This window comes from Denitratisoma sp. DHT3, assembly GCF_007833355.1.
Taxonomy (GTDB): Bacteria; Pseudomonadota; Gammaproteobacteria; order Burkholderiales; family Rhodocyclaceae; genus Denitratisoma.
Genome location: NZ_CP020914.1, coordinates 711,527 through 738,389, shown reverse-complemented (window position 1 = coordinate 738,389; position 26,863 = coordinate 711,527). Strand labels below are relative to the sequence as shown.

Here is a 26,863-nt window from a genome sequence, read left to right as displayed (position 1 = left end):
GTTCAGTGTAGTTGTCGGTAAATTTCCTCGGCCAGCTTGCGGCTGATCCCCTCCACGCGGCAAAGATCCTCCACCGCCGCGGCCTTGACGCCGTCCAGGCCGCCGAAGTGGGCCAGCAGCCTGCGCCGCCGGGTCGGGCCGATGCCCGCCACATCCTCCAGGGCGGAACGTCCCCGCGCCTTGGCCCGGCGCGCCCGATGACCAGCGACGGCGAAACGGTGCGCCTCGTCGCGAATTTCCTGGATCAGATGGAAGCCTGCGTGATCGGGCGCCAATTGTAGCGGCTCCGGATGTCCGGAAACGAACAGCGTCTCCAGTCCCGGCCGCCTTTCCTCGCCTTTGGCGACGCCAATGGAAAGCAGGTGGTCGAGCCCCAGTTCCTCCAGCACCTCGCGGGCCATCCGGTGCTGGCCCTTGCCGCCGTCGATCAGGATCAGGTCGGGCGCCACGCCCTCCCCGGCCGCGACCTTGCCGTAGCGCCGCTCCAGCGCCTGTCGCATCGCGGCGTAATCGTCCCCCGGCTTGATGCCGGCGATGTTGAAGCGGCGGTACTCCGACTTTTTCATCGCCCCGTCCATGCAGACCACGCAGGAGGCGACGGTGCCCTCGCCCATGGTGTGACTGATGTCGAAGCACTCGATGCGCCGCGGCGGCTCCGCCAGTTCCAGCGCGGAGCGCAGCGCCTCCAGCCGCTCCCCGGTGCGGGCGCTGGCCTGGCTGCGCGATGCGGCGGCCAGTTCGGCGTTCTTCTCCGCCATCGCCAGCCAGGCGCGCTCCATCTCGTTGCGCGGCAGGGACACCGCCACCTTCTTGCCTTCGAAGACGGCCTCGCACTCCTCCGCCACCTCGAACCCCACCACCAGCCGGGCCGGCGGCGGGTGCTCCAGGTAATGCTGGGAGATGAAGGCCACCAGGGCCTCCGCCGGGTCCGCGTCGCCCACCGCATCGCGGGGGAAGAAGGGCCGGTCCCCCAGATGCAGGCCGCCCCGCACCATCGCCAGATTGATGCACAGCTCGCCGCGCAGGCTGGCCACGGCCAGGATATCCACGTCCTCCTCGCGGGTGCTGCTGACGTACTGCCGGTGCAGCACACCCTGCAACGCCCGGATCTGGTCGCGCAGGGCCGCCGCCGCCTCGAACTGGAGCTGCTCGGCCGCCGCCTCCATCCGCTGCGTCAGTCCCTCGATCACCTCGCCGTGGCGGCCGCGCAGGAACATCTCCGCCATCCTCACGTCGCGGCCGTATTCCGCCGCCGACACCAACTCCACGCAGGGCGCCTTGCAGCGCTTGATCTGGTGCATCAGGCAGGGACGCGAACGGTGGGCGAAGACGGCGTTCTCGCAGGTGCGCAGCAGGAAGGTCTTTTGCAGCAACTGGATGCCTTCCCGCACCGCCAAGCTGCTCGGGAAGGGGCCGAAATAGCGGGAGTGGCGCTCGAAGCCGCCCCGATGGAACGCCAGTTGTGGAAACTCGTCCCCCGACAGACGGATGTAGGGATAGGACTTGTCGTCGCGGAACAGAATGTTGTACTTCGGCGCCAGCTTCTTGATCAGGGTGTTTTCCAGGATCAGGGCTTCGGCCTCGGAGCGGGTGGCGGTGATCTCCACCTGCGCCACCTGCTGCAGCATCAGGCTGATGCGGGGACTGTGGCCGGTCTTCTGGAAATAGCTGCCGACACGCTTCCGCAGGTTCTTGGCCTTGCCCACGTAGAGCACCTGGCCCTGCGCGTCCAGCATCCGATAGACCCCCGGCGCCTCGGTCAGGCCGGCCAGGAAGGTCTTGGCGTCGAAGGACGGAGCGCCGGCTGCCGGATCAGGCATCGAGTTCGGCGCGGATGAGGCGGAAGACATCGTGGAAGCCGGCCTCGGTGAGGCGGCCGGTGTTGGTGTTGTAGCGGCTGCAATGGTAGCTGTCGATCAGCACCCGGCCGTCGGGCAGTTCGTGGCGGGCGCCGTGGGCGAAGGTCCGCGCGCTCTGCTTCAGACCCAGCGCCATCAGCACCGCCTTGTGCGCCACCAGGCCCAGCGCCAGGATCACCCGCACCTCGGGCGCGGCACTCAGTTCGTCGGCCAGATAACCGTTGCAATTGCGGATCTCCGCCGGCTCCGGCTTGTTGTCGGGCGGCAGGCATTTCACCGCGTTGGTGATGCGGCAGTCGGTCAGGATCAGGCCGTCGTCGGCCGCCACAGAGACGGACGCCGAGCCGAAGCCGAAGCGGTGCAGGGTGTCGTACAGCAGGATGCCGGCGTAATCGCCGGTGAAGGGGCGGCCGGTGCGGTTGGCGCCATGCATACCGGGTGCCAGTCCCACGATCAGCAGGCGCGCCCGCGCCGCGCCGAAAGGCGGCACCGGTTTGCAGTGATAGCCGGGATTCTCGTCGGCGACGCGGCCCAGGAAAGCGGCCAGGCGCGGACAGTCGGTACAGGTCAGCAGTGAACTCATTGCGTTACAAAGCCGGCCGTGGGCGGCCGGGAGGGAGGACCTTCTTGCGTTTTTCCGGCCAATCGGCACCGCCACTCATCGAAGCTTCCTCTGTTGGGTTCCGGCTTGGCCGGCTTATGATACCGACCCATGGAACAGCGCTGGGACATTTTCTGCCGGGTCGTCGACAACTTCGGCGACATCGGCGTCTGCTGGCGCCTGGCGCGGCAACTGGCGGCGGAGCATGGGCTCGCCGTGCGCCTGTGGGTGGACGACCTGATGCCCTTCGCCCGGCTCTGCCCCGACATCGATCCGGCGCGGGGTGAACAGACGGCGGCCGGCGTGGCGGTCCGGCGCTGGCCCGATCCGTGGCCGACACCGATGTCTGCCGCCGCGGCGGACGAGGTCGCCGCCGTGGTGATCGAAGCCTTCGCCTGCGAACTGCCGCCGGCCTATCTCGCGGCGATGGCCCGACGTCCGGTGGCGCCGGTCTGGATCAACCTCGAATATCTCTCCGCCGAAGACTGGGTCGAAGGCTGCCATGGCTTGACCTCGCCCCACCCCACCCTGCCGCTGACCAAGCATTTTTTCTTTCCCGGCTTCACCTCCGCCACCGGCGGTCTGCTGCGGGAAGCCGATTACGACCGGCGCCGCGCCGGCTTCGACGGGCAGGACCTGCGCCGTCGCCTGGGCCTGCCTGCCGCGCTCGACAATCCTCTGACCGTATCCCTTTTCGGCTACGAAAATACAGCCCTGCCCGACCTGCTGGAGACCTGGGCCGCGGATGAGCGGCCCATCGAGCTTCTGGTGCCGGAGGGCCGGCTGACGCCTGTGGTACAAGCGTTCTTCGGTTCCTCTTCGTGGCGACGCGGCCGGCTCAGCGCCCACCCACTGCCCTTCCTGCCGCAGCCCGAGTACGACGAACTGCTCTGGCTGTGCGACCTGAATTTCGTGCGCGGCGAGGACTCCTTCGTCCGTGCCCAGTGGGCCGAAAAGCCCTTCGTCTGGCACATCTATCCGCAGGCGGACGATCACCACCAAGTCAAGCTGGCGGCCTTCCTCGACCGCTATCTGGCCGGCCTCGGAGGAAATCAGGGGGGCGGCGGGGAATCCTGGACGACGGCCTTGCGCCGTTTCTGGTGGGCCTGGGAGTCCGGCGCCGATGCCGGCGCCGCCTGGACCGCTTTCCGCGTCGCGCTGCCGTCCGTCCGGGCTCACGGCCGAAGGTGGTCCGGGCAGTTGCAGCGGCAAGGGAATCTGGCACGCAATCTGCTGTCTTTCGCAATGGAATCAAGGTAAAATCGCGGGCTTTACTTCTCTTTCCAGGCTAGCAAGATCATGAAAACCGCACAGGAACTCCGCGCCGGCAACGTCGTGATGGTGGGCAACGACCCCCTCGTCGTGCAAAAGACCGAATACAACAAGTCCGGCCGCAATGCCGCGGTCGTCAAGATGAAGTTCAAGAACCTGCTCACCGGCGCCAATTCGGAAACGGTGTACAAGGCCGACGACAAGTTCGAGGTGGTCCAGTTGGAGCGCAAGGAGGTGTCCTACTCCTACTTCGCCGATCCCCTCTACGTCTTCATGGATGCCGACTACAACCAGTACGAGGTGGAAGGCGAGAACATGTCCGACGCCCTGAAGTACCTGGAAGACGGCCTGGCCTGCGAAGTGGTGTTCTACGACGGCAAGGCCATTTCCGTGGAACTGCCCACCACCGTGATCCGCGAAGTCACCTACACCGAGCCCGCCGTCAAGGGCGACACTTCCGGCAAGGTGATGAAGCCCGCCAAGATCGCCACCGGCTTCGAGCTGCCCGTGCCCCTGTTCGTGGACATCGGCGACAAGATCGAAATCGACACGCGCACCGACGAGTACCGCAACCGGGTCAAGTGATTCCTTTCCCGGCTCGTCCAAGGGCGGCCGCGGCCGCCCTTTTTCATATCCGGGCGCGTATCCTCACGACTTGTACCGCTCTTCCGTAACGCATGATGGACGAACGCCCTCCACTCTCCGGCCTCCCGCTGCTGCTGGTCACGATCTTCGTGTCCCTTGGCGCCTTCATGCAGGTGCTGGACGCCACCATCGCCAACGTCTCGGTCCCGACCATCGCCGGCGATCTGGGCGTCAGCCCCTCCCAGGGAACCTGGGTCATCACCTCCTTCGGCGTCGCCAACGCCATCGCGCTGCCGCTCACCGGCTGGCTGGCGCGCCGCTTCGGCGAAGTGCGCATGTTCGTGCTGTCCACCCTGGGCTTCGTCCTGACCTCCTGGCTGTGCGGTTTCGCCCATTCCCTTGAGTTCCTGGTCATGGCCCGCGTGCTCCAGGGCGCCTGCGCCGGTCCGATGTTTCCCCTCGCGCAGAGCCTGCTGATGTCGTGCTACCCGCCGCAGAAGCGGGGTCTGGCGATGGCGATTTCGATGATGGTGATCGCCGTGGCCCCGATCGTCGGCCCGCTCCTGGGCGGCTGGATCACCGAGCAGCTTTCCTGGTCCTGGATTTTCTACATCAATCTGCCGGTGGGCCTGATCTGCGTCGGGGTCTGCTGGCCGCTGCTGCGGCACCGGGAAAGCCAGACCACCCGGATGCCCATCGACGGCGTCGGCCTGGGGCTGCTGATCCTCGGCGTCGGCAGCCTGCAGATCCTGCTCGACAAGGGCCACGAACTCGACTGGTTCGCCTCCAATCTGATCGTGACCCTGGCGGTGGTGGCCGCCATTGCGCTCTGCGCCCTGATCGTCTGGGAACTCACCGACCGCCATCCGGTGGTGGACCTGAGCCTGCTGGGGGAGCGCAACTACCTGGTGGCCGCGGTGGTGATCAGCCTGGGCTACATGACCTTCCTCGGCGGCGTCGTGGTGCTGCCGCTCTGGCTCCAGACCAATATGGGCTATACCTCGACGTGGGCGGGGATCGCCACGGCGCCGATCGGCATACTGCCGGTATTGCTGACCCCGCTGCTGGGCAAGTATCTGGACCGGCTGAACCTGAGGCTGATCGTGACCCTGGGTTTTCTGATCTTCACCATGACCTTCTGGTGGCAAAGCCATTACGCCGACAACGTCGACCTGTTGTCCATCTCCCTGCCCCGTCTGGTGCAGGGTTTCGGAATGGTGGGCTTCTTCACTCCGATGATGGTGATCCTGGTCTCGCGCACCAACCCGAACCACATGCCCAACGCCATGGGGCTGGTGAACTTCATGCGGGTGCTGGCCGGCAGCTTCGGCACCTCGCTGGCAGTGACGCTCTGGGACGATCGCACCAGCTTCCACCATCAGCGCCTGGCGGAAGCCGTGCATCAGGCCAATCCCGCAGTCGCCCAGGGGCTGGACGCGATGGGGTCGCTCGGACTGTCGGTCCAGCAAGGCATGATCCAGGTGGAAAGGCTGCTCAGCCGCGAAGCCATGACGATGGCCGTCAACGACACCTTCTGGATCGCGGGATGGATCTTCTTCGGCCTGATCCTGCTGGTCTGGCAGGCCCGCCCACCCTTCGGGCACCCCGGCAGCCCGCCGCCGGTGGTGGAATAGCTGGCTGGAATAGGGGCGCGGCTAGGCGCGGTCGCCCGGCGGTGCCAGGCGGCGCTCCATCAGCACGTGGGACGTTCCCACCTCCTGGAACGGTTCCCCCTGCTGCACAAAGCCCTGTTGCCGATAGAACGTCGCCGCCGACTGCCGCGCGTGCAGCCGGACCTTCGCCATGCCGGCCCGCGCGGCCGCCTCGAGCAGACGATCCAGCAGCGCGCTCCCCACACCCTTGCCGCGCCAGGGCGCCAATACCGCCATTCTGCCGATGCGTCCATCGTCCAGCAGGCGCCCGGTGCCGATGGGTTCCCCCGCCGGCCCGTAGGCCACCGCATGATGCGCGGCGGCGTCGAAACGATCCCATTCCTCGGCCGCGGCGATCCCCTGCTCGCGCACGAAGACCGCTTCCCGCGCCGATCTGGCGCCCTCCGCCAGATCGTCCCAACCGCCGTCCTGCACCCGGAATTCGACGATATCCACCGGCGTGTACGGCGGCACCAGGTCGAACAGTTCGACGATGTCGCGGTTGCGCATGCGCACGCAGCCGATGGAACCCGGCTGCCCCATCTCCACCGTGTCCGGACTGCCGTGGAGATAGATGTAGCGGCGCATGGTATCCACCTCGCCCAGGCGATTGAACCCCGGCTCCCGCCCGGAGAGCCAGAGAATCCGGGTCAGCATCCAGTCCCGACCGGGATGGGCGGCCGCCAGTTGCGGCGTCCAGATTTCTCCGGTCGGGCGCCGCCCCACGAAGACCGTGTTCTCCGGCTGGCCGCCGCCGATCTTGGCCCGGATCAGGTGCCGGCCACGCGGCGTCCGATAGCTTCCCCGCTGCTCGCCAGCGCCATTCTTCGCGGTGGAGATCAGGTAGCGCCTTGAAAGAAGGCCGCTATCATCATAAATTTCAATCTGTTGTGATGGAATGCTAATTCTGATTCTCATCTAGACCACCAGGGATTTGTGGCGCCGGGCGGCAAAAAAACTGGACAGCAGCGCGCTGCATTCCTCGGCCATCATTCCACCCTCGACCTGTGCATGGTGATTGAGCCGGGCCTCGCCGAACAGGTCGATCACGCTGCCCGCCACGCCGGTCTTGGGATCGCGGGCACCGAATACCACCCGCGCGATCCGGGCGTGCATGATGGCTCCGGCGCACATCGCACAGGGCTCCAGCGTCACGTACAGCTCACAGCCCGGCAGGCGGTAATTGCCCAGATTCCGGGCCGCGTCGCGCAGGGCCACGATCTCCGCGTGCGCGGTGGGGTCGTCGCGACCGATGGGCTGGTTGCAGCCGCGGCCGACGATCTCGCCGTCCCGCACCACAACCGCCCCCACCGGTACCTCGCCCAGACTCCCCGCCTCCCGCGCCAGCGCCAAAGCGGCTTCCATGAATTGCTGCACTCTACCGTTCCCTCGTCGATCTCGATTGCCCGCTCCGTCCGGAGCCCGCAGATATTACGGAAATATCAATGCATTATGACATGTCCCAATTTCCTCTTGACAAATCATCTGGACAGATTAAATATACACATGGACTGTCCAATAAAAAGCTTTCCCAGGACGCAAGAATAAAGGGAATAAAGGGAATAAAGGGGCGACATGCTTTCCAGCAAGGAAATACTGGATGCGACCGGAATCTCGAGGGCGACACTCAACAACTACATCGCCCAGGGATTGGTATCCAGACCGGTCGTGATGAACCCGGGCGCCGCGCGTGGACCGCGCCAATTGGGATTCTTCCCCGAAAGCACCATCGAACGGGTACGTCATATCCAGAAGCTGAAACAGGAAGGGGTCAGCATGGTCAATATCGCCTCCCAACTGCACTCCGAGGTCGCCAGCAGCGAGGCCCCGGCGCCGAGCGCAAGCTCAGCGCCGATCCCCGTCTCTCCCGGCATCAAGGTCACGTTGGACGAGCTGCCGCATCCGGCCTACATGTTGAGCCCCAACTTCGAACTGACCTGGCTCAACGAGCACGCCCGGACCCAACTGTTCGCCGGGCTCGCCTCCCTTCCCGCAACCAGCGAGGAGCGGGGCCTGTTCCGGCTCCTGGCAGCGCGGGGCTGCTGGGACGACTGGCGGGACTTGCTGGATTTCCATCTGGGACTGGCCAAGGGCCGGTTGTCGCCCAGAGGGGTGGTCCAACTCAGTCAAGGCATACCGATTGAACTGTCCAATCAATTGCAGCAGCGCCTCCAGCAAATCGACGACATCTCCGTCAGGCCTGTCGCCGAGGCCTCCATCAGCCTGGCGGACGCGGCCGGGAGGCAGCAGCGTTACAAGGTCTATGCCTCCTTTTTCCGGGAAGGCATTTTCATCGTTTACGTGCCGGATCATTCGCAGCATGACTCCCTGCTCGAATTCCTCTCCCGACGCGACGAAGTGATACGCGGCCTGCTCCAGCGCCGCCTGCCGGTGCTCACCCCGCTGGCGGTGGTGGTGGCGGACCTGCAAGGCTCGGTCAAAATATGCTCGGAACTGCCTCCCGAGGAATATTTCGAGCTGATCAACGAAATCTGGACCGCCATGGGCCCCATCTTCCGCAAGTACCGCGCCACCTGCGGCAAGCATGTGGGCGATGGCCTGGTCTACTATTTCTTTCCCCAGCCCGACAGCGACTATCTGTCCAACGCCATCGCCTGCGCCCAGGAAATCGGCCAGGAGATGCAAAAACTCAGCAAGGCCTGGCAGTTGCGCAAGAACTGGCTCAACGAGTTGTACTTGAACATCGGCATCACCGAAGGCCAGGAATGGCTGGGCACCTTCCAGACGCCGACCAGCATCGAATTCGTGGTCCTCGGCGACACCATCAATCAGGCGGCGCGGATCTCCGACCTGGCCCGCCACGGCGCCATTTGGGCCACCAAGAGCCTGATCGGCAAGATTTCCAGCGAGGATCGGCAGAAAATCCGTTATGGGGTGCGACGCAGGACCGCCGATGGCCGCGACATCTTCGTCCCCACCAGCTTCTGCATGGTGTCGTCGCTGCTGGAGCAGAATGGCGCCCGGACCGAAAAGCTCAGCGACATCGCCACGCTGGCCGTTACCGAGATCGTCAATACGCCCCTGTAGAACCTGTCCCCGTAGAACCGCCGCGTCCCGCCAGTCGAATCAGGCGTCGCTGCGGTGGCCGCCGCCCGGCTTGTCCTTCAGCCGCGCCTGGGCCGCGGCCAGCCGGGCGATCGGCACCCGCGGCGCCGAACAGGACACGTAGTCCAGGCCGATGCGGTGGCACAGGGCGATGGATTCCGGATGACCGCCATGCTCGCCGCAGATGCCGACGTGCAGACCCGGACGCGCCTGCCTCCCCCACTCCACCGCCATACCCATCAGGCGGCCGACGCCCTTGACGTCCAGCGCCTCGAACGGGTTCTCCGGCAACAGACCCTGCTCCACGTAGAACGGCAGGAACTTGTTTTCCGCATCCTCGCGCGAGAAGGAAAAAGTGGCCTGGGTCAGATCGTTGGTGCCGAAGGAGAAGAACTCCGCCACGCCGGCCATGTCCTCGGCGCGCAGGCAGGCCCGCACCACTTCCATCATGGTGCCGAAGTGGTAGTCCACCGCGATGCCGGTGGCCGCCTCCACTTCCTGATGGATCGTCTCCACCTGCTTCCTGACCCGCGCCAGCTCTTCCACCGCCGCCACCTGCGGCACCATGATCTCCGGTTCCACCGGCACGCCGTCCCGGATGCACTCGGCGGCCGCCTCCAGCAGGGCGCGGATCTGCATGGCGTAGATCTCGGGGTGGGTCAGCCCCAGGCGCACGCCCCGATGCCCCAGCATCGGATTCACCTCGGCCAGTTGCCGCACCCGCTCCAGCATCGCCTCATGGCGCGCGCATTCCGCCTTGTCGCCGCTTTCCCGCAAGCGGCCCAGATCGAACTGGAGTTGCTTCTCGCTGGGCAGGAACTCGTGCAGCGGCGGATCCAGCAGCCGCACCGTCACCGGCAGGCCGGACATCTCGCAAAAGATGGCACGGAAGTCGGCGCGCTGGATCGGCAGCAACCGGTCCAGCGCCGCCTGGCGCGTTTCCGGCGTGTCGGCCAGGATCATCTCCTGGACGATGGGCAGCCGATCCGAATCGTTGAACATCCGCTCGGTGCGCGCCAGGCCGATGCCCTGGGCGCCGTATTTGCGGGCCTTGGCCGCGGCGTCGGCCGTGTCGGCGTTGGCCCGCACCTTGAGCCGGGCCACGTCGTCGGCCCAGCTCAGCAGCCGGATCAGCTCCGGAAAGAACTCCGGCTCCCGGGTCGGGATCTGGCCCGCATAGACGTTGCCGGTGCTGCCGTCGATGGTGATCACGTCCCCTTCGGCCAGCTCCACGCCGCCGATGCGGGCGTGGCGCGCGTGATGATCGATGACGATCGCGGCGCAGCCTGAAACGCAGGGCTTGCCCATGCCCCGGGCCACCACCGCGGCGTGGGAGGTCTTGCCGCCGCGGCTGGTGAGGATGCCCTGGGCGGCGAAAAAGCCGTGGATGTCCTCGGGCTTGGTCTCCTCCCGCACCAGGATGATCCTCTCCCCGGCATTGCCGCGCGCCTCGGCGCTGTCGGCATCGAACACGATGCGGCCGGACGCGGCGCCGGGCGAGGCCGGCAGCCCCTGGGCCAGCGCCTCGCTGTGGGCGGCGGGCGCCAGCTGGGGCACCATCAACTGCTCCAGCAACTGCGGATTCACCCGCAGCAGCGCCTCGTCGCGGCTCAGCAGGCCGCTGTCGGCCATGTCCACCGAGGTCGCCACGGTGGCCCGCGCGTTCATCTTGCCGTTGCGGGTCTGCAGGCAGTAGAGCGTGCCCCGCTCGATGGTGAATTCGAAATCCTGCACCTCCCGGTAATGGGCCTCCAGGCGATTCCTGAGCTCGATCAACTGCCGGTGCAGTTCCGGCATTTCCCCAGCCATCTCGGCGATGGGTTTGGGCGTCCTGATGCCGGCCACGACGTCCTCGCCCTGCGCATTCACCAGATACTCGCCGTAGATGACGTTCTCGCCGGTGCCCGGATTGCGGGTGAAACCCACGCCGGTACCGGAATCGTTGCCCATGTTGCCGAACACCATGGTGACGACGTTCACCGCCGTGCCGTTGGCCATCTCCTTGGTGATCTTGAACTGGCGCCGGTAATCCACCGCCCGCTTGCCGTTCCAGGAGCGGAATACCGCGCCGATGGCGATCTCAAGCTGCTGGTAGGGGTCCTCGGGAAAGGGGCTGCCCGTCTCCCGCAGGACGATGGCGGCGAACTCATCGGCCAGTTCCTTGAGCTGCTCCGCCCCCAGGTCCACATCCTGGGCCGCGCCGACGCGCTGCTTCAGTGCCGCCATGGCGGCGTCGAAATGCTCGTCGGCGACGCCGAGCGCGATCTTGCCGTAGAGCTGGATGAAGCGCCGATAAGCGTCGTAGGCGAAGCGCGGATTGCCGGTGAGGCGGATCAATCCCCGCAGCGTGGTCGGGTTGAGCCCCAGGTTGAGGATGGTGTCCATCATGCCCGGCATGGACATCGCGGAACCGGAGCGCACCGAAACCAGCAGCGGATTCTCGGCGCCGCCGAAGACCTTGCCGGTCTTCCGCTCCACCGCCGCCAAGTGCCGGCGCACGTCGTCCATCAAGTGCTCGGGCAGGCGGTTGTGGCCCAGATAGGCGAGGCAGGCCTCGGTGCTGATGACGAAGCCGGGCGGCACGTTGAGGCCGATCTGCGTCATCTCGCACAGATTGGCGCCCTTGCCGCCCAGCAGCATCTTGTTCTTGCCGTCGCCTTCCTCGAAGGCGAACACGTATGGCCTATGCATCGCTTTCCCTCCTCAGCAAGGCCGGAAACCGCACCGGCCTATTTGTTCAGCACGTCCAGCAGCTTGTCCACCTCGGACTGGGAGAGCCGTCCGTCATCGGCGGCATTGCCCTCGACGACGATGATCGCCCCCACCAGGGCCTTCATCGCCTTGCGGATGGCCTGCCCGGCCAGATCCTGGAACTCCTGCGCGACGATGATGTTGGTCAGATGGTCGCTGGTGGAACGCAACGCGGCCTCCAGTTCCTTGCGGCTCCAGTCCTTGCCCAGGGAGTCGCGGGCCGCGGTCAACTGGTGCTTGGCGGCCTCCGCTTCCTGCAGCGACCTGGTGGCGGCATCCGCGGTCATGCGTTCCACATTGCCCAGGATATTGGCGACCGCCGCCGGATTGCTCGCCCCGGACTTCGTGCCCAGTCCCTTGGCGGTACGGCTCAATTCCTTCGCCAGGGACTTCAACTCCTTCAACACGTCGCCGGTCGCCCCCGTCTTGCGCGCCGGCGCGGCGGCAGGCGCCTTCGCCTTGGCGGCCGTCCCGGACACGGAACCCCTGCTCGCCGCGCGGGTCCCGGCATTCGGTTTCGCAGCGGTCTTGCGCGCCGCCGGCGCGCCGCCCCCCTTGGGTTTTGCCGCCGTCCGGACGGTTGCCGACCTGGCGGATGATTTGACGGGGGTCTTGCCTGCTGCCTTTTTCATTATTTGCTCCCTTGGCGTCTGCCGTTTGTCTTGGTCGGGAGGTTAGCAGAGAGTCCGCTTCACGTCATGACGACAGCCTCTCCTCGGCGAGAACGCATCCCGAAAACACCATGCGGTCCTCATTTGCCATGGCAACACCCACAGCGCATTACCCTTCCAGTCCCCGTTCCAGTCGCCACTGCTTGACCAGGGCGTAGATGGCGGGAATCACCGCCAGGGTCAGCACGGTCGAGGAGATCATGCCGCCGACCATGGGCGCGGCGATGCGGCTCATCACCTCGGAGCCGGCGCCCGTCCCCCACATGATGGGCAGCAGGCCGGCCATGATCGCGGTGACGGTCATCATCTTCGGCCGCACCCGTTCGACGGCGCCCTCCATCACGGCCGCGTAAAGATCGGCCATGCCGGGCCGCCTGGCCTCGGCGGCACACTGCCGCCTCACCGCCGCCCACGCATGGTCGAGATAGATCAGCATCACCACGCCGGTCTCCGCCGCCACGCCGGCCAGAGCGATGAAGCCGACCGCCACCGCCACCGACAGGTTGTAGCCGAGCAGCCACATCAGCCAGATGCCGCCCACCAGCGCGAACGGCACCGAGAGCATGACGATCAGGGTCTCGGTCAGGCGCCTGAAATTGAGATAGAGCAGCAGAAAGATCAGCAGCAAGGTGATCGGGACCACGACCTTAATCTTCGCGATGGCGCGTTCCATGGATTCGAACTGGCCGCTCCAGGTGGCGTAATAGCCGGGCGGGAAATCCACCTTTTCCGCCACGGCCCGCTTCGCCTCGGCGACGTAGCCGCCGATGTCGCGGCCGTGGATGTCCACGAAGATGTAGGCCGAAAGCAGCGCGTTCTCGGTGCGGATGCCCGGCGCGCCGCGAGCCACCTCGATCCGTGCCACCTGGCCGAGCGGAATCATCGCCCCCGCCATGGTCGGCACCAGCACCTCGCGCGCGATCTGCTGCGGATCGGCGCGCAGTTCGCGCGGGTAGCGCACGGTGACGGCGAAGCGCTCGCGGCCCTCGACCGTGGTGGTGACCGCCTCGCCGCCCAGGGCGCTGCCGATCACCTCCTGCAAATCGCCCACGGCCAGGCCGTAGCGCGCCAGTTGCGCGCGATCCGGCTCGATGTTCAGGTAATAGCCGCCGGTGATGCGCTCGGCGAAGGCCGAGGTGGTGCCGGGCACCGTCTTGACCACGGCCTCGATGCGTCGCGCCAGCCGTTCCATCTCCTCCAGGTCGCGGCCGAAGACCTTGATGCCGATGGGCGTGCGGATGCCCGTGGACAGCATGTCGGTGCGGGCCTTGATCGGCATGGTCCAGGCATTGGCGATGCCGGGGAACCGCAGGGCCTTGTCCATTGCGGCGATCAGCTTGTCGGTGGTCATGCCGGGGCGCCACTCCGTCTCGGGCTTGAGGTTGATGACGGTCTCGAACATCTCGGTCGGCGCCGGATCGGTGGCGGTATTGGCGCGCCCGGCCTTGCCGTAGACCGACGCGACCTCGGGGAAGCTCTTGATGATCTTGTCCTGGGTCTGCAGCAGTTCGGCCGCCTTGGTGATCGACATGCCCGGCAGCGAGGTCGGCATGTAGAGCAGCGTGCCCTCGTTGAGGGTCGGCATGAACTCGATGCCCAGTTTCATCGCTGGATAGATCGAGACGACCAAGGCCGCCAGCGCCGCGCCGATGGTCGCCCGCTTGTGGCGTATCACCCCGGCGATGATCGGGCGGTAGACCCGGATCAGGAAGCGGTTCACCGGGTTCTTCGCCTCCGGCATGACGCGCCCGCGGATGAACAGCATCATCAGCACCGGCACCAGGGTCACCGAGAGCAGCGCCGCCCCGGCCATGGCGAAGGTCTTGGTGTAGGCGAGCGGCGAGAACATCCGCCCTTCCTGGGATTCCAGCGTGAACACCGGCAGGAAGGAAACGGTGATGATCAGCAGCGAGAAGAACAGGGCCGGCCCGACTTCCTTGCACGCCGCGATGATGGCGGCGCTGCGCGCCGCTATCCCCGAACCTTGTTGCGCCCCCCCCGCCGGAGAGTCTGAGGGCATGGGAGGGGACGTTCGTTCAATCCGCTCCAGATGCTTGTGCGCGTTCTCGATCATGACGATGGCCGCATCCACCATCGCGCCGATGGCGATGGCGATGCCGCCCAGGCTCATCAGGTTGGAGTTGATGCCCAGAAGGCGCATGGCGATGAAGGCGATCAGCACGCCCACCGGCAGCATCAGGATGGCGACCAGGGCCGAGCGCACGTGCAGCAGGAAGGCGACGCAGACCAGAGCGACGATCAGGCTTTCCTCGACCAGCGTGCGTTTCAGCGTATCGATGGCGCGGTGGATCAGGTCGGAACGGTCATACACCGGCTCGATCGCGACGCCCTCGGGCAGCCCGGCGGAGACTTCCGCGATCCTCTGCTTCAGATTGCGGATCGCCTCCAGGGCGTTCTGGCCGTAGCGGGCAATGGCGATGCCCGACACCACCTCGCCCTCGCCGTTGAGCTCGGTCAGGCCGCGCCGCTCGTCCGGCGCCAGTTCGACGCGGGCGATGTCGCGGATCAGCACCGGCGTGCCCTGCTCGCTCTTGACGGCCAGGTTCCCGATGTCGGCCGCGCCGCGCAGGTAGCCGCGGCCGCGCACCATGTACTCGGTCTCGGCCATCTCGATCACCCGGCCGCCGACGTCGCGGTTGGAGTCGCGCACCACCTGCGCCACCCGGGCCAGCGGAATTCCGTAGGCGCGCAGTTTCACCGGATCGACGGTGATCTGGTAGGTCTGTACGAAACCGCCGATCGAGGCCACCTCGGCGATGCCATGGGCCTTGGTCAGCGGGTAGCGCAGGTACCAGTCCTGCAACGTGCGCAGCTCCGCCAGAGTCTTGTCCCTGGCCAGCACCGCGTATTGATAGACCCAGCCGACGCCGGTGGCATCCGGGCCGATCTGCGGCGTCACGCCTTTGGGCATCCGCCCGGCGGCGAAATTGAGGTATTCGAGGACGCGCGAACGGGCCCAGTAGATGTCGGTGCCGTCCTCGAAGATGACGTAGACGAAGGATGCGCCGAAGAACGAGAAGCCGCGCACCACCCTGGATTTCGGCACCGAGAGCATGGCCGTGGTGAGCGGATAGGTCACTTGGTCCTCCACCACCTGCGGCGCCTGGCCGGGATACTCGGTGTAGACGATGACCTGGGCGTCGGACAGGTCGGGCAGCGCGTCGAGCGGCGTTCCGACGACGGCGACGATGCCGCCGACGATGACGAACAGGGTGGCGAGCAGCACCAGGAAGCGGTTGCGGCCCGACCAGTCGATGATTTCGGTCAGCATGGAGTCCCCGTCAGTGGCCGCCATGCGCCCCGGCGGCCGGGTGGACCGCGGTGATCACCCATTCCCCCTGGCCGCGTTCGACGAACTCGAAGGCGACGCTGGCGCCGGGCCGCAACGCATTCAGAATCGCATCGTTCGCCGCCGCGAACTCCATGGTCATCGCCGGCCACTTGAGGCTGGCCACCGGCCCGTGGCTGATGCTGACCGTGCCGGCCTTGGCATCGACCTCCTCGACCCTGCCCTGCGCCAGATGGCCGACGGCCCGCCCTGCCGGCCCGGTCCCCGTATCGGACGAACCGTGCAGTCCGCCGTGCCCGGCACTGGCCGGCCCAATCGGCCCAACCGGCCCGATCGCCCCGCCCAAGCCCCCCAGCGCCGCCTTGAGATTGCTCTCGGCGTCGATCAGGAAGTTGGCGGCGACCACCACCGCCTCGCCCTCGCGCACCCCGTCCAGTACCTCGACGTAATCCTCGCTGCGGGCGCCAAGCCGCACCGCGCGCGACTCGTAGCGCCCTTCCCCGATCTGCACCAGCACCACCTGACGCACGCCGCTGTCGATCACGGCCGACGTCGGCACGGCGAGCACCGCACCCCTGGCGCCGACCGGCAGCTCGACCTGGGCGAACATGCCGGGCTTCAACAGCAACCCCGGATTGGCGAGTTCGACGCGCACCGGTACGGTGCGGGTTTCCGCCTTCAGCGTCGGATAGACGTAGGCGATCGCGCCCTCGAAGGTCTTGCCCGGATAGGCGTCGATCCTCAGCCGCGCCCTGGCGCCGGCCTTCACCAGTCCGATGTCCTGTTCATGGACATCCGCCAGCACCCACACCGTCGACAGGTCGACCACCTGATACAGCACCTCGCCCGGCATGAAGCGCATGCCCTGCAACGCCTTCTTCTCGGTGACGACACCACTGACCGGCGCACGGAAGGTCAGGGTGCGGCGCGACTGGCCGGACCTGGCCAGTGTCTTGATCTCCCCCTCGGCGATGTCCCAGTTGCGCAGCCGCGCCAGGCTCGCCTCGGCCAGTTGCCGCATGCCGGCCTGGGTCTCGCCGCCGGCCTCCTGGAGCGCCTCGACGCCCTGCGCGGCGATCGCGTATTCGCGCTGGGCGGAGACCAGTTCCGGGCTATACACCTCGAACAGCGGCTGGCCCTTGCCCACCGGCTGGCCCGTGGCATTCACGTGCAGCCGCTCGACATAGCCTTCGAACTTGGGCGCGATCGCATAGATGCGGCGCTCGTCCGGCTCGATGCGGCCGGCGGCGCGGACGATCCGGTCCAGCGCGCGCAGGCCCGCCGCCTCGGTGCGCACGCCGAGTTTCTGCACCTTCCCGGCGCCGATCGCCACCTGGCCTGCCTGACCATTCGCAGCCGGCCCGGTCTCATGCTCGCCTTCGTAGACCGGGACGTAGTCCATGCCCATCGGGTCCTTCTTCGGCGTCGGCGAGGTGTCGGGCAGGCCCATCGGATTGCGGTAGTACAGCAATTTCTTCTGCGCCTCGCCGGCCGCCGCGCTCTGCGTTGCCGCTTCCTGCACCGGATGGCCGCGCCCGCCCAGCCAGTAACCCGCGCCCGCGGCCAGCAGCACGGCCATGCCCACCACCAGCGCCATTCCCCGTTTCATAGGTCTTCCCCGAGCAGTCGTTCGATTTCGGCCAGGCGCACCTGCGCCTCGACCTGGGCCTTGAGCCGTTCCTGCCGGGCCTGACGGATCTGGCGCTGGGCGTCGAGCACGGTGGCGAAATCCACCTTGCCCGTTTCGTAGCCAGCCAGGGCCGCCTGGAAGGTCAGTTCGGCCTGGGGCAGCAGGCTGCCGCCCAGCAGCGATTCCGTGCGCCGGGCCGCCTCGATGCCGGCCAGGTTTTCCGACAATTCCGCCAGCGCCTGATTGGCGGCGGCCTCCTGGCGCGCCTGTGCCGCGCTGAGCAGCGATTCCGCCTCGCGTTCCTGGGCGCGGCGCGAGGACTGCTGGAGCGGAATGTTCAGCTCCACCATCAGTTCCCATTCCTTGACCGCGCTCCCGTACTGGATCGGCGACACGCCGACGGTAAAATCCGGGTAGCGGTTCTTGTAGGCCAGGTCGCGGCTCTTCTCGGCCATCCTGACGCGCGACGCCTCCGCGAACAGCTGCGGATTGCGCGCCCGCACCCGGTCCGCCAGCGCCGCAGGGTCGAGCCGGGCGGGCGCGGGCAGCGGGCGCAGCCTTTCCGGCGTGGCCAGCGGCGCCCCGCCCGGCCGCGACAGCAGCGCGTTCATCCGGGTGTGGAGATGGTGCCGTTCCATGTCGAGGGCGATCAGTTCGTTCTGCAGGCCGGTCTGTTCCACCTGGGCGCGGATCACGTCCTGCTGCGCCGCCAGCCCACCCGCATAGCGCGCCTGGGCGATCTTTTCCAGCCGCGTCATCAGGTCGAGGAGTTCCCGGTTCAGGCGCTCGCTGCGCTGCACGTAATACAGCTGGGCGAAGGTGGTCTTGATGCGGCCGGCGATCTCCGCCCAGATGCCCTGCGCCCGCCCCTGGGCGCCCGCGGCTTCGAGCTCGGCCACTTCGCGCTTCAGGTCGCGCTTGCCGAACCAGGGCAGGTCCTGCATCAGCAGGTAGCGGGTGCTGCCCACCCGGCTGGGCGCCAGGGTGGCGTTCTGTTCTCCCATGCGGGTGATGTCGCGCCATTCGGTGCGCAGCCTCGGATCGGGCAGCGCGCCGGCCGAGAGGGAACGCGCCTCGGCCGCCTCGGCCTCGTGACGCAGGGCGGCGTAGTCCGGATTCCGGGACTGTGCCTGGCTCAGCAACGCGTCCACGTCGGCGCCCGGCACGCCCTGCCCCGGCTGCGCCCGGGCGGCCAGGCAAAGCCCGAGCGCCACGGCGCCAGCCATGCCGAGAACGATTTTCCTCATCGCGGAATCCTCAAACCTGTCCGCCGGCGATTGTCGATCGCCACGCATGACGGGCCGCTGACCGGAAGATTACATTTCCGTAATCTTCCGGAATCGAATACGCTCCCGGCGCAGAATGGCGGCCACACGAGGCATCGCCCGCGGAATATCGACATGAAGATACTGGTCGTCGAGGACGAACCGAAAACCGGGGACTATCTGAGGCAGGGGCTGGCCGAGGCCGGCTTCGTGGTCGACCTCGCCCGCGACGGCATCGATGGCCTGCATCTGGCGCTGACCGAGGCCTACGACCTGGCGATCCTCGACGTGATGCTGCCCGGCATCGACGGCTGGCAGCTGCTGCAGGGCATCCGCCGCGCCGGCAAGGAAATGCCGGTGCTGTTTCTCACCGCCCGCGACGCGGTGGACGACCGGGTCAAGGGACTTGAGCTTGGCGCCGACGACTATCTGGTCAAGCCGTTCGCCTTTTCCGAATTGCTGGCCCGGGTGCGCACCCTGCTGCGGCGCGGCGGCAAGGCGAAGGAGTCCGACCTGCTGCGCGCCGCCGATCTCGAACTGGACCTGGTGCGGCGGCGCGTCAGCCGCGGCGGCAGGAAGATCGACCTCACGTCCAAGGAGTTCGCCCTGCTGGAGCTGCTGCTGCGGCGCCAGGGCGAAGTGCTGCCGCGCTCGCTGATCGCCTCCCAGGTCTGGGACATGAATTTCGACAGCGACACCAACGTGATCGAGGTCGCCATCCGGCGCCTGCGGCTGAAGGTGGACGACGGCTTCGAGCCGAAGCTGATCCACACCGTGCGCGGCATGGGTTACGTGCTGGAAGTGGATCGATGCGATTGAGCAACCAATCGAGCGGCCGTCAGTCCCTCACCCTGCGGCTGACCCTGCTCTTCGCCACGGTGTCGACCAGCGTGCTGTTGCTGCTGGGACTGCTGATCGGCGCCCTGGCCGAACGGCATTTCGTCGAACAGGACCACGACCTGTTGAGCGGCAAGCTGGAGCTGATCGCGCATCTGCTGGCACAGGTCCGCACTCCTGGGGAATTGAACGATCTGCCGCGCAGACTCGATGACGCCCTGATCGGCCATCACGATCTGGCGGTGCTTCTCCTGGCCCCCGACGGCGCCGCCTTGTTCGCGACGCCCGATGCCGAGTTCCCGGCCGCCCTCCTGAAAACCGGCAGCGCCGAGCCGTCGGCGCACCCGACCGCCTGGAAGGACGGCGCGGGACGTCAATTCCGCGGCATGGCGCTGCACGCCCGGACCGGCATCGAGAACGCGCCGCCGGCGCTGGCCGCGGTCGCCACCAACATCTCCCATCACCAGCATTTCATGGGTTCGTTCCGGACCACTCTCTGGTCGGTGGTGGGGCTGGCCGCCCTGGCGACCGGTCTCCTGGGCTGGGTTGCCGCCCGGCGCGGCCTCGCTCCCTTGCAGGCGATCAGGCAGGGCGCCGCCGGCATCACCGCCCGCCGGCTCGACTATCGCCTGCCGCTGGGGGCGGTGCCCGCCGAACTGGCCGAGCTGGCCGAAACCCTGAACGCGATGCTGGCCCGCCTGGAGAGCTCGTTCCAGCGGCTTTCGGACTTTTCCTCCGACCTCGCCCACGAGCTGCGCACCCCGGTCAGCAACCTGCTCACCCAGACGCAGGTCACGCTCTCCAGGAGCCGCGACGCCGAGGAATACCGCGAAGTGCTGGCCTCGAACGCCGAGGAACTGGAACGCATGGCGCGGATGATCGCCGACATGCTGTTCCTCGCCCAGTCGGAAAACGGCTTGATCATCCCCGAACGGGAACCGATCGATCTGGCCGCCGAGGTCGGGGAACTGTTCGAGTTCTACGAAGCGCTGGCGGAGGAGAAGCGGATCGCGCTGAGCCGGGAAGGCCAGGGGCTGGTCACCGGCGACCGCATCATGTTGCGCCGGGCCATCAGCAATCTGCTGTCCAACGCCATCCGCCACACGCCGCCCGCCGGCTGGATCCGGGCGCGACTCGGCACCGCCGTAGATGGACGGATCAGCCTGTCCATCGCCAATGCCGGCACTCCGATCCCGGCGGAACACCTGCCCCGGCTGTTCGATCGTTTCTTCCGCGCCGACGCCTCCCGGCGTCGCGCCAGCGACGGCGCCGGACTGGGATTGGCCATCACCCGCTCGATCCTCGCGGCGCATGGCGGCGAGGTGCGGGCGAGCGCGATGGCGGACGCGAACGTATTCGAAATGATCCTTCCCGCCGCCGAATCCGCCCGCCCGTCAGCGCCGGGCCGCTGATTCTTCGTGGTGCCCCCGCCCGGCGGGGCAGGATTGCCGGCTCGGGCGCGTCAACGCAACGCGGCCTGACGGGCGGCGAGGCGCGCCTTGATCTCGGGAATGGCGGCCATCGCCGCCTTCTCGCCTTCCAGGATGGCCCGGTGCCGCGCCTGGAAATCGGCGGCCGGCAGGTCCGCGGTCGGCGGCCGGATCACCACGTCCGCCTCCTTCAGTTCGTGACGGCTGATCGTCTGGCCCATGATGGTGAACGTCTGCAGCAATACGCCCAGCGTGTTCTGCGTCTGGTGATCGCGCGGCTTGGCGGAAATATCCACCGCGATCACGAAATTGGCGCCCAGGCCGCGCGCCACCCGCACCGGCACCGGGCTGACCAGGCCGCCGTCCACGTACTCGCGGCCATTGATCCTCACCGGCTGGAACACGCCCGGCACCGTGCTCGACGCGCGCACCGCCATGCCCGTGTTCCCCGTCTGGAAAACCACCGGCTCGCCGCTGGCCAGATCGGTCGCCACCGCCGCGAAAGGCTTGGCCAGTTTTTCCAGCGGACGGTTGCCCACCGCGCGGTTGATGAAATTCTGCAGCGCCTCGCCCTTGAGCACGCCGCGATCCGGCAACGACCAGTCGCCGACCTGGCTCTGCTCCATTTCCAGGGCGATCTTCTGCAGCTCGAAACCCGAGTGGCCGGCCGCGTAGAGGGCGCCCACCACGGAGCCGGCGCTGGTGCCGACCACGATGTCGGGCACGATGCCCTGCGCCTCCAGCACCTTGATCGCCCCGACATGGGCGAAACCGCGCGCCGCGCCACCACCCAGCACCAGGGCGATCCTCGGCGGCGCGACGGATGTCGTGGCGGGTGCCGAAGCCGTGGCGGGCGGAACAGGTTTTTCGCCCAGCAGCGCGCAGCCCGAGAGCGCTGACAGCAAGGCGGACAAGACAATGACGAAACGCATGGAATGGCGCAAAGAGATGAGGCGGCGAAATCGCGGAGCGGTGCCCCGCGGTCGAATCCGCCGCGGATTTTACCCTCCGGCCCGCATGGAAACCCGGAGCGGGGCAGGAAGAGATTGTCCGATTTCCCGCAAGCGGCGATAATTCGGCCCTTTCCCCGGTCCGATAGACCCGCTTCGTTCTCCATGACCAGTTATCTGTTCGTCCTGCTCGGCGCCGTGCTCGTCAATAACGTGGTGCTGGTCCGCATTCTCGGTCTGTGCCCCTTCATGGGCGTATCCAAGAAACTGGAAACCGCCATCGGCATGGGCGCCGCCACCACCTTCGTGCTGACCCTGGGCTGCGGCGCCAGCTACGTGCTGGATCATTGGCTGTTGCAGCCTTTCGACCTGGATTACCTGCGCACCCTGTCGTTCATCGTCACCATCGCCGCCATCGTCCAGTTCACCGAACTGGTGGTCCAGAAGACCAGCCCCGGCCTGCATCAGCTGCTGGGCATCTACCTGCCGCTGATCACCACCAACTGCGCGGTGCTGGGCGTGCCGCTGCTCAACATCGCCCTCAAGCACAATTTCCTCGAGTCCCTGCTGTTCGGCTTCGGCAGCTCGGTCGGCTTCACCCTGGCGCTGGTGCTGTTCGCCGGCGTGCGCGAGCGCCTGGAGGGCGCCGACGTGCCGCTGTATTTCCGCGGCGCCGCGATCGGCTTCGTCACCGCCGGCATGATGAGCCTGGCCTTCATGGGCTTCGCCGGACTGGATAAATTCAAATGACGCAGCGCCGTCGGGCCGCCCCAAGGCGCTGCCAGCCACAAAACCGGAAGCCGCGCCAGCGGCCGAACCATGGTCGCCCCCTTCCCTGGGAAGGGGGATGGGGGGCTGGCTTCGCCTGCCCCCCTGGGGGAAATGGGATAACACCCCCTCCCATCCTCCCCCGCCTGGCGGGGGAGGTGACTAGTCGCCCCCTTCTCTGGGAAGGGGGATGGGGGGAAGGTCCGCAATGATCTCTGCAATTCTCGTCATGGTGCTGGGCGCCGTCGTGCTGGGCGCCGCCCTGGGCTACGCCTCGATCAAGTTCAAGGTCGAGGGCGACCCGCTGGTGGAAAAGATCGACGCCATCCTGCCCCAGACCCAGTGCGGCCAGTGCGGCTATCCCGGCTGCAAGCCCTATGCCACCGCGATCGCCAAGGGCGAGGCGGAGATCAACCAGTGCCCGCCGGGCGGCGAGGAAGGCATCCGCAAGCTGGCCGACCTGCTGGGGCGGGAGTTCAAGCCGCTCTCCGCCGAGCACGGCCAGGAAAAACCCAAGAGCGTGGCCCTGATCGACGAGAACACCTGCATCGGTTGCACGCTGTGCATCCAGGCCTGTCCGGTGGACGCCATCGTCGGCGCCGCCAAGCAGATGCACACCGTGGTCGACAGCCTGTGCACCGGCTGCGAACTATGCCTGCCCCCCTGCCCCGTGGATTGCATCTCCATGGAACCCATCCCGGAAACGGTGGAGTCCTGGAAGTGGAAGTACCCCACCTTCACCATCAACGAGCGGAAAGCCGCCTGATGCTGCGCCAGCTGTTCAAGTTCAACGGGGGCGTGAAGCCCCAGACCCACAAGAACGAATCCACCCGCGAACCGATCGGCACGGTGCCCCTGCCGGCCGAACTGGTGATCCCGCTGCACCAGAGCGTGGGCGGCCCGCCCCGCCCGCTGGTCAAGGCCGGCGATGTCGTGAAAAAAGGCCAGCGCATCGGCGCCGCCGACGGCAACGTCTCCTCGGCGGTGCACGCCTCCACCTCGGGCCGCGTCAAGGCCGTGGAAATGCGCACCATGGCCCATTCCTCCGGGCTCGCGGCACTGTGCGTGGTGATCGAGCCCGATGGCAAGGACGAGTGGATCGACCTGGAGCCGGTGCGCTGGCGCTCGCTGCCGGCGGACGAGCTGCGCGACATGCTGCGCGACGCCGGCGTGGTGGGCCTGGGCGGCGCGGTGTTCCCCTCGCACCTGAAGGTCAAGGCGGGCAAGGAGGGCCTGAAGCATCTGGTGATCAACGGCGCCGAATGCGAGCCCTTCATCACCTGCGACGACATGCAGATGCGCGAGCGCGGCGAGTTCGTCCTGCGCGGCGCGCTGATCCTGGGCGAGCTGCTGCACGCCGCCGAGATCCTGGTCGGCATCGAGGACAACAAACCCGAGGCGATCGCCGCCCTGCGGGCCGCCAAGGCGGCGCTGGGCGAATCGGCCGCGCGTCTGTCGGTGGTGCCGATCCCCACCCGCTACCCGGCCGGCGGCGCCAAGCAGTTGATCCGGGTGCTGACCGGCATCGAGGTGCCCCATGGCAAGCGCTCCACCGACTACGGCGTGCAGTGTTTCAACAGCGGCACCGCCCATGCGATCTACGAGGCGCTGGAGCTGGGCCGCCCGATGGTGTCGCGCATCGTCACGGTGGCCGGCAACGTGGCGCGGCCGCGCAACTACGAGGTGCTGTTCGGCACGCCGATGAAGGACCTGATCGCCCTGGCCGGACCGAAACCCGACAGCGACCGGGTGATCATGGGCGGGCCGATGATGGGCTTCCTGATGCCCAACGACGCGGTGCCGGTGATCAAGGCCGCCAACTGCGTCCTGGTCGGCTCGGAGGCCCTGTTCCCGCCGCCGCCGCCGGAAATGCCCTGCATCCGCTGCGGCGAGTGCGCCAAGGCCTGTCCGGCCGACCTGCAACCGTTCGAGATGTACTGGTTCTCCCGCGCCAAGCTGTTCGGCAAGGCCCAGGAATACCATCTGTTCGACTGCATCGAATGCGGCTGCTGCGCCTACGTCTGCCCGTCGCGGATTCCGCTGGTGGATTACTACCGCTTCGCCAAGAGCGAGATATGGTCGCGGGAGACGGAAAAGACCTCCGCCGACGCGGCGCGCGACCGCTACGAGTTCCGCCTGCTGCGGGAAGAGCGGGAGAAGCAGGAGAAGGCCGCCAAGCTGGCCGCCAAGGCTGAAGCCACCAAGGCCAAGCTGGCGGCCGAGGCGGCCCAGCAGCAGGCCGCGGGCGACAGCGCGGCCGACGTCACCGAGATCCAGAAGAAAACCATGATTTCCGCCGCCCTGGCCAGGGCGGCCGCACAGAAGGCCGAGGTCACCCCGGCCAACACCGACCACCTGACCCCGGCCCAGGCCGCGGAAGTGGCGGAGGCCGACGCGCGCCGCACGGCCCTCACCGCCGCTGCCACGGCCGAGCTCGCCCCCGCGGCCGCACCGTCGTCGTCCGAAGGGGACAAGTCCTGACCATGCTCAACAACTCCCCCTACTTCCGCCAGCCGGCCAGCGTGCGCAGCGTCATGCTGCGGGTGCTGGCCGCCCTGCTGCCCGCCATCGCCGCCTACATCCACTTCTTCGGCTACGCCATCCTGGTCCAACTGGCGCTGGCCTCCGCCGCCGCCCTGGCGGGCGAGGCGCTGCTGCTGCGCCTGCGGAAGAAGCCCGTCTGGCTGTTCGTTTCCGACGGCTCGGCGCTGGTCACGGCCTGGCTGATCGCCCTCACCTTCCCGCCCATCGTCCCCTGGTGGCTCACGGTGGCGGCGGCCCTGTTCGCCATCGTCGTGGTCAAGCACCTCTACGGCGGCCTCGGACAGAACCCCTTCAACCCGGCGATGGCGGCCTTCGCGCTGATGATCGTGGCCTATCCCCTGCTCATGTCGCAATGGCCGGGGGCCGGGTTCACCGACTTCCACGCCCAACTGGGGCTGATCTTCGGCCAGCGTCAACTGGATGCGGTGACCATGGCCACACCCCTGGATGCGCTGCGCACCGCGCTGCATTCCGCCGAAACCCCGACCACCGTGGCCGCTGCCCTCGCCGGCAGCCCCGGCTTCGGCAGTCTCGGCGGCAAGGGCTGGGAATGGGTGGCGGCGGGCTATCTGCTGGGCGGCGCCTGGCTGTTGCAGCAGCGCATCATCACCTGGCACATGCCGGCGGCTTTCCTCGCCGCGCTGAGCCTGACCGCCGGGGTCTTCCATCTCTACAATCCCGACCAGTTCGCCGCGCCGCTGTTCCACCTGTTCAGCGGCGGCACCCTGCTGGCGGCCTTCTTCATCGTCACCGACCCGGTCTCGGGTGCCACCACGCCGCGCGGCAAGCTGATCTTCGCCGCCGGCATCGGCCTGTTGACCTGGGTGATCCGCACCTTCGGCGCCTATCCCGACGGCATCGCCTTCGCGGTGCTGCTGGCCAACATCTGCGTGCCCCTGATCGACATGTCCACCCAGCCGCCGGTCTTCGGCCACAAGCAGGGAGAGGGGAAATGAGTTCCAGCACGCCGGAAACCCCGCTCGCCCCCGTCCCCGCGGCGGCGCCCAGCATCACCCGCATTTCCGTGCGCACCGGCGCCATCCTGGCGGTGTTCTGCGCGGTGTTCACCATCCTCATGGCGGCCACCTACCTCGGCACCAAGCCGGCCCTGGATGCCAGCGCCCTGGCGGAGAAGCTGGGGCTGATCGACGCCGTGCTGCCGCGCGGCGGCTACGACAACGATCTCCTGGCCGACTACGTCACCCTGCCGCCGCTGCCCGCCCTCGGGCTGGACGAAGCCACCCGGCTCTACCGCGCCCGCCAGGGCGGCGAGCCCCGCGCCCTGGTGCTGGAAGCCGCCGCGCCGGACGGCTACTCCGGCCGCATCAACCTGATCCTGGCGGTCGATACCGACGGCCGCCTGAAGGCGGTGCGCGTCACCCAGCACCGGGAAACCCCGGGCCTGGGCGATTACATCGATCCGAAGAAGGACCGCAACAAGCGGCGGCCCTGGATCACCCAGTTCAACGACAAGGGTTTCGGCGACGTCGTGCCGGAACACTGGAAAGTGAAAAAGGACGGCGGCCAGTTCGACCAGATGGCGGGCGCCACCATCTCGGCCCGGGCGGTGACCAATGCCACCCGCCGCGCCCTGGAATGGGCGGCCGCGCGCCGCGAGCGGCTGTTCGCCCTGCCGACCCAGGGCAGCTATCAGGAATAGTCCCCACCACTG

At 67.4% G+C, this 26,863-nt stretch carries 21 protein-coding genes and 1 pseudogene; 11 read left to right on the top strand and 11 right to left on the bottom strand.

Annotation, left to right across the window (positions count from 1 at the left end; translation table 11 throughout):
- Nucleotides 1-2 precede the first annotated feature (2 nt).
- Together uvrC and B9N43_RS03280 are read right to left on the bottom strand one after the other, a co-directional pair.
- A complete protein-coding gene (uvrC, locus tag B9N43_RS03285; RefSeq protein ID WP_145840903.1) occupies nucleotides 3-1,820 on the bottom strand; it encodes an excinuclease ABC subunit UvrC in 1,818 nt (605 codons plus the stop codon).
- A complete protein-coding gene (locus B9N43_RS03280; RefSeq protein ID WP_145840902.1) occupies nucleotides 1,813-2,442 on the bottom strand; it encodes a uracil-DNA glycosylase in 630 nt (209 codons plus the stop codon). Before B9N43_RS03280 ends, uvrC begins: the two co-directional genes overlap by 8 nt.
- A 129-nt stretch (nucleotides 2,443-2,571) precedes the next feature.
- On the opposite strand from B9N43_RS03280, the gene earP reads away from it, so the two are divergent.
- The 3 genes from earP to B9N43_RS03265 all read left to right on the top strand — a co-directional run bounded on the left by earP (nucleotide 2,572) and on the right by B9N43_RS03265 (nucleotide 5,951).
- The gene (gene earP / locus B9N43_RS03275) at nucleotides 2,572-3,720 is read left to right on the top strand and encodes an elongation factor P maturation arginine rhamnosyltransferase EarP (RefSeq protein ID WP_145840901.1); all 1,149 of its coding nucleotides are present in this window, start codon (nucleotides 2,572-2,574) and stop codon (nucleotides 3,718-3,720) included.
- Between the two features lie 39 nt (nucleotides 3,721-3,759).
- Nucleotides 3,760-4,317 carry an elongation factor P gene (efp, locus tag B9N43_RS03270; protein WP_145840900.1) on the top strand — a complete coding sequence of 186 codons (558 nt, stop codon included), beginning with the start codon at nucleotides 3,760-3,762 and terminating at the stop codon, nucleotides 4,315-4,317.
- A gap of 92 nt (nucleotides 4,318-4,409) precedes the next feature.
- Nucleotides 4,410-5,951: a DHA2 family efflux MFS transporter permease subunit gene (locus B9N43_RS03265; protein WP_145840899.1), complete on the top strand. Its 1,542-nt coding sequence runs from the start codon at nucleotides 4,410-4,412 to the stop codon at nucleotides 5,949-5,951.
- A gap of 21 nt (nucleotides 5,952-5,972) precedes the next feature.
- Here B9N43_RS03265 and B9N43_RS17330 read toward each other — a convergent pair whose 3' ends face one another.
- The 3 genes and pseudogenes from B9N43_RS17330 to tadA all read right to left on the bottom strand — a co-directional run bounded on the left by B9N43_RS17330 (nucleotide 5,973) and on the right by tadA (nucleotide 7,334).
- Nucleotides 5,973-6,341 carry a GNAT family N-acetyltransferase gene (locus B9N43_RS17330; protein ID WP_261379434.1) on the bottom strand — a complete coding sequence of 123 codons (369 nt, stop codon included), beginning with the start codon at nucleotides 6,339-6,341 and terminating at the stop codon, nucleotides 5,973-5,975.
- A gap of 69 nt (nucleotides 6,342-6,410) precedes the next feature.
- A pseudogene (locus B9N43_RS17490) lies at nucleotides 6,411-6,887 on the bottom strand (L,D-transpeptidase family protein); the annotation flags it as partial.
- Complete coding sequence (gene tadA / locus B9N43_RS03255; protein WP_145840898.1) at nucleotides 6,888-7,334, bottom strand: tRNA adenosine(34) deaminase TadA; 447 nt, start codon at nucleotides 7,332-7,334, stop codon at nucleotides 6,888-6,890.
- A gap of 210 nt (nucleotides 7,335-7,544) precedes the next feature.
- On the opposite strand from tadA, the gene B9N43_RS03250 reads away from it, so the two are divergent.
- Nucleotides 7,545-9,017, top strand: a complete 1,473-nt coding sequence (locus B9N43_RS03250) for an adenylate/guanylate cyclase domain-containing protein (protein WP_145840897.1) — start codon at nucleotides 7,545-7,547, stop codon at nucleotides 9,015-9,017.
- A 39-nt stretch (nucleotides 9,018-9,056) separates the two neighbouring features.
- On the opposite strand, the gene ppdK is transcribed toward B9N43_RS03250, so the two are convergent.
- From ppdK to B9N43_RS03225, 5 genes are all read right to left on the bottom strand, one after another.
- Nucleotides 9,057-11,726, bottom strand: coding sequence for a pyruvate, phosphate dikinase (ppdK, locus tag B9N43_RS03245; protein ID WP_145840896.1), 2,670 nt, complete (start codon nucleotides 11,724-11,726; stop codon nucleotides 9,057-9,059).
- Nucleotides 11,727-11,764: 38 nt separating this feature from the next.
- The gene (locus B9N43_RS03240; protein ID WP_145840895.1) at nucleotides 11,765-12,418 is read right to left on the bottom strand and encodes a protein phosphatase CheZ; all 654 of its coding nucleotides are present in this window, start codon (nucleotides 12,416-12,418) and stop codon (nucleotides 11,765-11,767) included.
- A gap of 148 nt (nucleotides 12,419-12,566) precedes the next feature.
- A complete protein-coding gene (locus B9N43_RS03235; RefSeq protein ID WP_145840894.1) occupies nucleotides 12,567-15,749 on the bottom strand; it encodes an efflux RND transporter permease subunit in 3,183 nt (1,060 codons plus the stop codon).
- A gap of 10 nt (nucleotides 15,750-15,759) precedes the next feature.
- Nucleotides 15,760-17,376 (bottom strand): efflux RND transporter periplasmic adaptor subunit, encoded by a 1,617-nt coding sequence (locus B9N43_RS03230; RefSeq protein ID WP_145840893.1) that lies wholly within the window; start codon nucleotides 17,374-17,376, stop codon nucleotides 15,760-15,762.
- Complete coding sequence (locus tag B9N43_RS03225; RefSeq protein ID WP_145840892.1) at nucleotides 17,373-18,644, bottom strand: TolC family protein; 1,272 nt, start codon at nucleotides 18,642-18,644, stop codon at nucleotides 17,373-17,375. Before B9N43_RS03225 ends, B9N43_RS03230 begins: the two co-directional genes overlap by 4 nt.
- Before the next feature lie 153 nt (nucleotides 18,645-18,797).
- On the opposite strand from B9N43_RS03225, the gene B9N43_RS03220 reads away from it, so the two are divergent.
- The gene (locus B9N43_RS03220; RefSeq protein ID WP_145840891.1) at nucleotides 18,798-19,481 is read left to right on the top strand and encodes a heavy metal response regulator transcription factor; all 684 of its coding nucleotides are present in this window, start codon (nucleotides 18,798-18,800) and stop codon (nucleotides 19,479-19,481) included.
- Nucleotides 19,478-20,911, top strand: a complete 1,434-nt coding sequence (locus tag B9N43_RS03215; RefSeq protein WP_261379378.1) for a heavy metal sensor histidine kinase — start codon at nucleotides 19,478-19,480, stop codon at nucleotides 20,909-20,911. Before B9N43_RS03220 ends, B9N43_RS03215 begins: the two co-directional genes overlap by 4 nt.
- A gap of 50 nt (nucleotides 20,912-20,961) precedes the next feature.
- On the opposite strand, the gene B9N43_RS03210 is transcribed toward B9N43_RS03215, so the two are convergent.
- Complete coding sequence (locus B9N43_RS03210) at nucleotides 20,962-21,861, bottom strand: patatin-like phospholipase family protein (RefSeq protein ID WP_145840889.1); 900 nt, start codon at nucleotides 21,859-21,861, stop codon at nucleotides 20,962-20,964.
- Between the two features lie 183 nt (nucleotides 21,862-22,044).
- Here B9N43_RS03210 and rsxA point away from each other — a divergent pair, with 183 nt between their 5' ends.
- The 5 genes from rsxA to rsxG all read left to right on the top strand — a co-directional run bounded on the left by rsxA (nucleotide 22,045) and on the right by rsxG (nucleotide 26,851).
- Nucleotides 22,045-22,629: an electron transport complex subunit RsxA gene (gene rsxA, locus B9N43_RS03205; RefSeq protein WP_145840888.1), complete on the top strand. Its 585-nt coding sequence runs from the start codon at nucleotides 22,045-22,047 to the stop codon at nucleotides 22,627-22,629.
- Between the two features lie 226 nt (nucleotides 22,630-22,855).
- The gene (rsxB, locus tag B9N43_RS03200) at nucleotides 22,856-23,413 is read left to right on the top strand and encodes an electron transport complex subunit RsxB (RefSeq protein WP_145840887.1); all 558 of its coding nucleotides are present in this window, start codon (nucleotides 22,856-22,858) and stop codon (nucleotides 23,411-23,413) included.
- Nucleotides 23,413-25,128, top strand: coding sequence for an electron transport complex subunit RsxC (gene rsxC, locus B9N43_RS03195; RefSeq protein WP_145840886.1), 1,716 nt, complete (start codon nucleotides 23,413-23,415; stop codon nucleotides 25,126-25,128). The genes rsxB and rsxC overlap by 1 nt, the downstream gene beginning before the upstream one ends.
- 2 nt (nucleotides 25,129-25,130) lie before the next feature.
- Nucleotides 25,131-26,147, top strand: a complete 1,017-nt coding sequence (locus tag B9N43_RS03190; protein ID WP_145840885.1) for an RnfABCDGE type electron transport complex subunit D — start codon at nucleotides 25,131-25,133, stop codon at nucleotides 26,145-26,147.
- On the top strand, nucleotides 26,144-26,851 hold the full coding sequence (rsxG, locus tag B9N43_RS03185) for an electron transport complex subunit RsxG (RefSeq protein ID WP_145840884.1): 708 nt from the start codon (nucleotides 26,144-26,146) through the stop codon (nucleotides 26,849-26,851). The genes B9N43_RS03190 and rsxG overlap by 4 nt, the downstream gene beginning before the upstream one ends.
- The last annotated feature ends 12 nt before the right edge of the window (nucleotides 26,852-26,863 follow it).

What these genes read in the sequence shown, in the direction of transcription:
- B9N43_RS03225 (WP_145840892.1), bottom strand. Translation starts at nt 18,644, where the DNA reads ATGAGGAAAATCGTTCTCGGCATGGCTGGCGCCGTGGCGCTCGGGCTT.
- B9N43_RS03280 (WP_145840902.1), bottom strand. Translation starts at nt 2,442, where the DNA reads ATGAGTTCACTGCTGACCTGTACCGACTGTCCGCGCCTGGCCGCTTTC.
- B9N43_RS03250 (WP_145840897.1), top strand. Translation starts at nt 7,545, where the DNA reads ATGCTTTCCAGCAAGGAAATACTGGATGCGACCGGAATCTCGAGGGCG.
- rsxB (WP_145840887.1), top strand. Translation starts at nt 22,856, where the DNA reads ATGATCTCTGCAATTCTCGTCATGGTGCTGGGCGCCGTCGTGCTGGGC.
- B9N43_RS03265 (WP_145840899.1), top strand. Translation starts at nt 4,410, where the DNA reads ATGATGGACGAACGCCCTCCACTCTCCGGCCTCCCGCTGCTGCTGGTC.
- efp (WP_145840900.1), top strand. Translation starts at nt 3,760, where the DNA reads ATGAAAACCGCACAGGAACTCCGCGCCGGCAACGTCGTGATGGTGGGC.
- B9N43_RS03190 (WP_145840885.1), top strand. Translation starts at nt 25,131, where the DNA reads ATGCTCAACAACTCCCCCTACTTCCGCCAGCCGGCCAGCGTGCGCAGC.
- B9N43_RS03220 (WP_145840891.1), top strand. Translation starts at nt 18,798, where the DNA reads ATGAAGATACTGGTCGTCGAGGACGAACCGAAAACCGGGGACTATCTG.
- rsxC (WP_145840886.1), top strand. Translation starts at nt 23,413, where the DNA reads ATGCTGCGCCAGCTGTTCAAGTTCAACGGGGGCGTGAAGCCCCAGACC.
- B9N43_RS03230 (WP_145840893.1), bottom strand. Translation starts at nt 17,376, where the DNA reads ATGAAACGGGGAATGGCGCTGGTGGTGGGCATGGCCGTGCTGCTGGCC.
- tadA (WP_145840898.1), bottom strand. Translation starts at nt 7,334, where the DNA reads ATGGAAGCCGCTTTGGCGCTGGCGCGGGAGGCGGGGAGTCTGGGCGAG.
- B9N43_RS03210 (WP_145840889.1), bottom strand. Translation starts at nt 21,861, where the DNA reads ATGCGTTTCGTCATTGTCTTGTCCGCCTTGCTGTCAGCGCTCTCGGGC.
- rsxG (WP_145840884.1), top strand. Translation starts at nt 26,144, where the DNA reads ATGAGTTCCAGCACGCCGGAAACCCCGCTCGCCCCCGTCCCCGCGGCG.
- ppdK (WP_145840896.1), bottom strand. Translation starts at nt 11,726, where the DNA reads ATGCATAGGCCATACGTGTTCGCCTTCGAGGAAGGCGACGGCAAGAAC.
- earP (WP_145840901.1), top strand. Translation starts at nt 2,572, where the DNA reads ATGGAACAGCGCTGGGACATTTTCTGCCGGGTCGTCGACAACTTCGGC.
- B9N43_RS03240 (WP_145840895.1), bottom strand. Translation starts at nt 12,418, where the DNA reads ATGAAAAAGGCAGCAGGCAAGACCCCCGTCAAATCATCCGCCAGGTCG.
- B9N43_RS03235 (WP_145840894.1), bottom strand. Translation starts at nt 15,749, where the DNA reads ATGCTGACCGAAATCATCGACTGGTCGGGCCGCAACCGCTTCCTGGTG.
- rsxA (WP_145840888.1), top strand. Translation starts at nt 22,045, where the DNA reads ATGACCAGTTATCTGTTCGTCCTGCTCGGCGCCGTGCTCGTCAATAAC.
- uvrC (WP_145840903.1), bottom strand. Translation starts at nt 1,820, where the DNA reads ATGCCTGATCCGGCAGCCGGCGCTCCGTCCTTCGACGCCAAGACCTTC.